This is a genomic window from Actinophytocola sp. (genome assembly GCF_035712165.1).
Taxonomy (GTDB): domain Bacteria; phylum Actinomycetota; class Actinomycetes; order Mycobacteriales; family Pseudonocardiaceae; genus DASYTH01.
In genome coordinates this window covers 1-5,034 of sequence record NZ_DASTBH010000255.1, presented here as the reverse complement: position 1 = coordinate 5,034, position 5,034 = coordinate 1, and the positions used below count along the sequence as shown (strand labels likewise).

At 68.3% G+C, this 5,034-nt stretch carries 6 protein-coding genes; all 6 read right to left on the bottom strand.

Translation table 11 applies throughout. The features are described 5' to 3' along the window. Positions 1-465: 465 nt before the first annotated feature. On the bottom strand, positions 466-1,320 hold the full coding sequence (locus tag VFO68_RS14455; protein ID WP_325158783.1) for a helix-turn-helix transcriptional regulator: 855 nt from the start codon (positions 1,318-1,320) through the stop codon (positions 466-468). Then, positions 1,286-1,816, bottom strand: coding sequence for a DUF6879 family protein (locus VFO68_RS14450; protein ID WP_325158782.1), 531 nt, complete (start codon positions 1,814-1,816; stop codon positions 1,286-1,288). Before VFO68_RS14450 ends, VFO68_RS14455 begins: the two co-directional genes overlap by 35 nt. A 2-nt stretch (positions 1,817-1,818) precedes the next feature. Next, a complete protein-coding gene (locus VFO68_RS14445) occupies positions 1,819-1,959 on the bottom strand; it encodes a hypothetical protein (protein ID WP_325158781.1) in 141 nt (46 codons plus the stop codon). A 258-nt stretch (positions 1,960-2,217) separates the two neighbouring features. Continuing rightward, the gene (gene hutI, locus VFO68_RS14440) at positions 2,218-3,366 is read right to left on the bottom strand and encodes an imidazolonepropionase (RefSeq protein ID WP_325158780.1); all 1,149 of its coding nucleotides are present in this window, start codon (positions 3,364-3,366) and stop codon (positions 2,218-2,220) included. Then, positions 3,363-4,655, bottom strand: a complete 1,293-nt coding sequence (locus VFO68_RS14435; protein WP_325158779.1) for a formimidoylglutamate deiminase — start codon at positions 4,653-4,655, stop codon at positions 3,363-3,365. The genes hutI and VFO68_RS14435 overlap by 4 nt, the downstream gene beginning before the upstream one ends. Next, positions 4,652-5,034 (bottom strand): M20/M25/M40 family metallo-hydrolase (locus VFO68_RS14430; RefSeq protein ID WP_325158778.1); only part of this gene is annotated, 383 nt, incomplete at its 5' end. The genes VFO68_RS14430 and VFO68_RS14435, both read right to left, overlap by 4 nt.

The window sequence follows — 5,034 nt, the reverse complement described above, 5'->3', positions numbered from 1 at the left end:
TCCCTTACCCGAGATGGGACGAAAGGGGTCGGATCAAGACCGGTCGCGGGAGACCGTCGGGAATAAGGCAATGCGGATACTTCGGGTTCTCCGAGACTGTCGGAGCATCAGCCATGCCGGGAGCGGGCAATGCGAGCATGGCGCGAAGTGTCCACAACGGCGACTGGTGATACTGATAGACAACCGTCACAGGATTGAAGATCTCCGATCCATCGAACAACGGGACCCGATACCCGGACGCCTGTTCCTCACTCCGCAAGATCAGCACGTCCGCATACAAGTCCCATCGGCGCATGGCGGCCAGGAGCATCGGAGCGTCCTTCTCCCCCCAGCGGATCAGAGTCCAGCCACGACGTCTCAACTCTCCCAACAAGTCGTCGAGGCCAATGGTGAACGTTGCGGGCGGCCCGGACCATGTCATATTCACAACCGCAGACTAGAAAGCGCTCGCACTCTCGGCGATTTTTAGTCACGCACCCACATAAACTCGTCTCGCACGGCGCGCAGCAAGGACCTGGCTTGCTCCCCGGTCAGAGCATGACCATAGAAGAAGTCGAAGATTTCCAGGTGGTAGGCCACGTCCTTGTAGTCGCGGAGCACCACCTCGCCAGAGAACAGTTCCGCGATGACAAGACGGTCGTCATACACGACAAAGGTGTTGAGTGGCGCATTGGGCACACGCGCACTCTTCGGAACTATCGCAATATCCACATTTGGCCGGCGGGACAATTCCTCCATATGTTCGCACTGCCGTGCCATGACAGCGCGGCTTGCATACTTCCACCTAACCGCGTGTTCAGTCATGAGAAAGGAGAATTTTCGATCTTGATCGTCCAGCACAGCCTGACGATCAAGCCGGGCACGGACAGCCTTCTCGACATTCCTCGCTGGATCACCACGCAGGCGAGGCGTGAGCGCTTCCCTGGCATACTCCGGCACCTGCAGGAGGCCACTCGGCATCGTGGGAAGAAACAAGCGCTGTTCGGTGCAGGACTCCGACAGTGCCTTCAGCTCAAGCTGTTTACGCCATAACCCAAGTTCTGCCACTGCGCGCCAAGACGTGTGCTGCACGTTGGCCTGCCGCGCGAGTCCGATCAACTCACGCGCCGCGTCGGCGGGAACGTCGAGCGCTCGGAGTATGCGCTCTACGTCGACGACGCTGGGCAGCGTCTTGCCCCGCTCGATCCGACTGATCTTCGCTTGGGACATGGAGCATCGAACGGCCAGCCGCTCACCGGACAGGCCAGCCGACTTCCGCAGTCTCCGCAGGGCGTCGGCGAGCCCGCTATCCGTCTGCGGCCCACCGGACTCGATACTCATTGAAATGTACGGACTCCTTCAACGCCTCGTCTCGCCGCCGCAAGTATTCAGGAACGTCAGCCGGATCGACCCGCACTCGATCACGTAGGGTGCCGTCCAGGTTGAAGTTCAGCAGCACGACGGTGGACTCGTCGAAAATCCAGAAGTCCTGTTCGGGGAAGTCACTGCCTCGTTCGGTCAGGTCCAGGATCCGATAGTCCTCGCCGGCAGCCACGTTCCCAGCGATGACCCACTCGAAGAGAAACCGCGTGTAGTCGGTGAACGGCCGCCGGACCGCCTTCAATCGCTGCATCCTCTTGCCAGCCTCAGCGTTGCGACGGACTGTCCGATGCCAGTCGGCATTGAAGTCGGAGGGCTTGTCCGCGCCCGCGAGGAACATCCGTACTTCGGCCCGCTCGGCAGGCATGTTGTAGGTCTGCTGAGCCTCCATGCGAACCGCAGAACGCTCGAACCTCTGGAACATTTCGCCCAGCTCTTCGCGGGTGAGCAGAGACAACGTCAGTCCTCCACGAATGCGGGGAGCGCGGACCGCACCACGTCCAACGGCAGTTCGACGGCCTGCTCGCCGGAGCCGAGCCGGAGACCATCGGCTTTCCCCACCGGCTCGCCCTGGAAGACCACGGTGCCGCGATCCGACACATAGACCGACGGGCACTCTCCGTCCTTACAGTCTGTTACCCTACGCAGTTTCACGAGCACACCCTGCAACACGCGGCCTGAAAGAGCAAGATCAATCCTGTGTTAGTCGCGCTCCAGCATAAGTTCGCCGTCGAGGTCACCTGCCCAGCCGATGCCGCGGACCGACGAGACACCGCAAAAGGGAAGCCGCCCCGCCCGGCCGCGAAGCGGCCGGGCGGGGTGGTTTTCCCTTATCGGGTTGACCCGCAGGCTGGGCGGCTAGCTGACCTGTTTACCCGCTCGGTACACGCTGTGGGTGAGGGGGACGCCGGGGCGGTAGGCGAGGTGGGTGGCGGAGGGGGCGTCGAGGACGTGCAGGTCGGCGCGGGAGCCGGGGCGGAGGATGCCGATCTCGGTCTCCCGGCGCAGGGCGCGGGCACCGCCCCAGGTGGCGGCGCGGACGGCTTCGGGGACGGTCATGCGCATCTGGAGGACGGCGGTGGTGATGCAGAAGGCCATGGACGTCGTGTAGGACGAGCCGGGGTTGCAGTTGGAGGCGAGCGCGACGGTGGCGCCGGCATCCAGCAACGCGCGGGCGTCGGGGAGGGGGGAGCGGGTGGACAGGTCGCAGGCGGGGAGCAGGGTGGCGACGGTGTCCGAGCCGGCCAGGGCGTCCACATCGGACGGTGACAGGAACGTGCAGTGGTCTACGCTGGCCGCCTCGAGCTCGACGGCGATGCGGACACCGGGGCCGGGGCCGAGTTGGTTGCCGTGCACGCGCAGACCCAGCCCGTGCGACCGGGCGGCGAGCAGGACGGCGCGGGACTGGTCCTCGTCGAACGCCCCGGTTTCGCAGAACACGTCGGCCCAGCGCACCAGGGGGGCGACCGCGGTGAGCATGTCGCCGCAGACCAGGGTGACGTAGTCGTCGGCGGCCATTCCGGGTGGGACCAGGTGGGCGCCGAGGAAGGTGACCTCGTCGGCCTGCCCGGCGGCGATCGTGGCCGCGCGGACCTCGTCGGCGACGGTGAGGCCGTAGCCGGTCTTGGTCTCCAGGTAGGTCGTGCCGGCCGAGCGGGCCTCGGCGATGTGCCGGCGCAGGCCGGCGGCCAGCTCGTCGTCCGAAGCCGCGCGGGTGGCCGCTACGGTGACCGCGATTCCTCCTGCGGTGTAAGGCTTTCCGGCCATCCGGGCGGCGAACTCGGCGGTGCGGTCACCGGCGAAGACCAGATGGGTGTGGCTGTCCACCCAACCCGGCAGCACCGCCCGACCGCCGAGGTCGACCCGGGTGTCGGCGTCCGGGGCCTGCCGCTGCGGCCCGACCCAGGCCACCCGGTCGCCGTCGATCACCAGGGCCGCATCCGTCAGGGTGCCCAGTTCGTCGTCGTTGGTGGTCAGCTCGGCGATGCCGGTGAACAGGGTCGTCATTCCCACAGTCCGCCGATCGCGGTGGCGAGCAGTTCGCCGACGTCGCCGAGCTTCTCGTGCCGGCCGTCCCGGGCGATGACCTGGCCGCGCGCCACCACGGTGTGCACGTCGGCGGCGGTGGCGGCGAACAGCGTCTCGCCGGGGGCGCAGCCCGCGGTGCGCACCGAGTCCGGCCGGACCGCGACCAGGTCGGCGTAGCTGTCGGACCAGCCGAGGCTCGCGTTGCCGGCCGACGTCAACGCGATGCCCAACTCCGCGGGCGCGAACCGGCCGCGCCGGCCGGTGCGCAGCCGCTCGCCGTGCTCGATGGACCGCGCCTCGACGAACGGATCCACCACCGCGTGCTGGTCGCTGCCCAGCGCGATGCGGCAACCGGCGTCGGCCAGCTCCCGGGCCGGACCGATCCCGTCGGCGAGGTCGGCCTCGGTGGTCGGACACAGGCACGCGGTCACCCCGGCCGACCCGAGCAGCTTGATGTCCTGAGTGGACAGGTGAGTCGCGTGCACCGCCGTGGTACGCGGGGAAAGCACTCCGGCACCGGCCAGCAACTCGGTCGGCGAGCAGCCGTAGGCGGACTGGCAGGCCTCGTTCTCCGCCGGCTGCTCGGACAGGTGGACGTGCAGCGGCCGGCGTACCTCGGACACCGCCACCGCGGCCAGGTCTGCCCTCGGCACCGCGCGCACCGAGTGGATCGCGGCGCCGACCAGCATGGTCTCGTCGCCGCGCAGGTCGGCCACCCGCTCCGCCCAGGCCAACACCGTGCCGTCGGAGAACCGTTGCTGCTCGGGGGAAACCGGCATGTCGATGCCCCCGGCCAGGTAACAGGTGTCCAGCAGGGTCAACCGGATCCCGGCGTCGGCGGCGGCGGTCCGCAGCGCCTCGGCCATCGCGTTGGGATCGTTGTACCGGGCGCCGCCGGGCGCGTGGTGCAGGTAGTGGAACTCCCCGACACAGGTGTACCCGGCCACGGCAAGCTCCGCGTACACCGCCCGGGCCAGTTCCAGGTAGGAGTCGGGATCGAGCCGGCGGGCCAGCGCGTACATGGCCTGCCGCCAGGTCCAGAACGTGCCGCCCGCGCCATGCGTGCGGCCGCGCAGGGCCCGGTGGAAGGCGTGCGAGTGGGCGTTGGCGAACCCGGGAAACACCAGTCCGGACAACCGGTACGCGTCGTCGGGCGGCGCCGCGACCGCGGACAGCCGACCGATCGTGCCGTCCGCGTTCACCGAAACCAGGACGCCGTCCCGCACCCCGGTCGGCTGCCACAGTTGTTCACACCAGTAGTCGGTCATCGGCTGAGTTGCTCCAGCACGGTGGCCAGCGCCGCCGCGCCGGCCTCGCAGTCGGCCGGTTCGGCGTGCTCGGCGGGGGCATGGCTGACGCCGGTCGGGTTGCGCACGAACAGCATCGCGGTCGGCAGGTGCGCGGCGAGCACACCGGCGTCGTGCCCGGCGCCGGTGGGCAGTGCGGGCACCCCGCCGAGCATCCGGGCCACGTCGTCGCGCAGCCCGGGATCGAAGCGCACGGTATCGCCGTAGGACTCCTCGGTGACGGTCACCGTGCAGCCCTCGTCCGTCGCGGCGGACGTCGCCGCGTCGGTGATCTCCCTTACCAGTTCCCGGGTTCGGGCGTCGTCGTCGGCCCGCGCATCCAGCCAGACGTCCACGCTGG